Source organism: Klebsiella indica (assembly GCF_005860775.1).
GTDB classification, from domain to species: domain Bacteria; phylum Pseudomonadota; class Gammaproteobacteria; order Enterobacterales; family Enterobacteriaceae; genus Klebsiella; species Klebsiella indica.
Genome location: NZ_VCHQ01000080.1, coordinates 1 through 1,108, shown reverse-complemented (window position 1 = coordinate 1,108; position 1,108 = coordinate 1). Strand labels below are relative to the sequence as shown.

Here is a 1,108-nt window from a genome sequence, read left to right as displayed (position 1 = left end):
GTAGAGATCTGGAGGAATACCGGTGGCGAAGGCGGCCCCCTGGACAAAGACTGACGCTCAGGTGCGAAAGCGTGGGGAGCAAACAGGATTAGATACCCTGGTAGTCCACGCTGTAAACGATGTCGACTTGGAGGTTGTGCCCTTGAGGCGTGGCTTCCGGAGCTAACGCGTTAAGTCGACCGCCTGGGGAGTACGGCCGCAAGGTTAAAACTCAAATGAATTGACGGGGGCCCGCACAAGCGGTGGAGCATGTGGTTTAATTCGATGCAACGCGAAGAACCTTACCTGGTCTTGACATCCACAGAAGTTTTCAGAGATGAGAACGTGCCTTCGGGAACTGTGAGACAGGTGCTGCATGGCTGTCGTCAGCTCGTGTTGTGAAATGTTGGGTTAAGTCCCGCAACGAGCGCAACCCTTATCCTTTGTTGCCAGCGGTCCGGCCGGGAACTCAAAGGAGACTGCCAGTGATAAACTGGAGGAAGGTGGGGATGACGTCAAGTCATCATGGCCCTTACGACCAGGGCTACACACGTGCTACAATGGCGCATACAAAGAGAAGCGATCTCGCGAGAGCAAGCGGACCTCATAAAGTGCGTCGTAGTCCGGACTGGAGTCTGCAACTCGACTCCACGAAGTCGGAATCGCTAGTAATCGTGGATCAGAATGCCACGGTGAATACGTTCCCGGGCCTTGTACACACCGCCCGTCACACCATGGGAGTGGGTTGCAAAAGAAGTAGGTAGCTTAACCTTCGGGAGGGCGCTTACCACTTTGTGATTCATGACTGGGGTGAAGTCGTAACAAGGTAACCGTAGGGGAACCTGCGGTTGGATCACCTCCTTACCTTAAAGAACCTGCCTTTGCAGTGCTCACACAGATTGTCTGATGAAAAGTAAGAAGCAAGACGGCTGCGAAGTCGAGACACTTTGTGTCCCCTTCGTCTAGCGGTTAGGACTCCGCCCTTTCACGGCGGCAACAGGGGTTCGAATCCCCTAGGGGACGCCACTTGCTGGTTCGTGAGTGAAAGGCACAACCGACGATATCTCAAAACTCATCTTCGGGTGACGTTTGAGATATTTGCTCTTTAAAAATCTGGATCAAGCTGAAA

At 53.3% G+C, this 1,108-nt stretch carries 1 tRNA gene and 1 rRNA gene; both read left to right on the top strand.

The features are described 5' to 3' along the window. A 16S ribosomal RNA gene (locus FE839_RS24555) occupies positions 1–843 on the top strand; the annotation flags it as partial. An 87-nt stretch (positions 844–930) separates the two neighbouring features. Next, positions 931–1,005 (top strand) — tRNA-Glu (locus tag FE839_RS24550). Positions 1,006–1,108 lie beyond the last annotated feature (103 nt).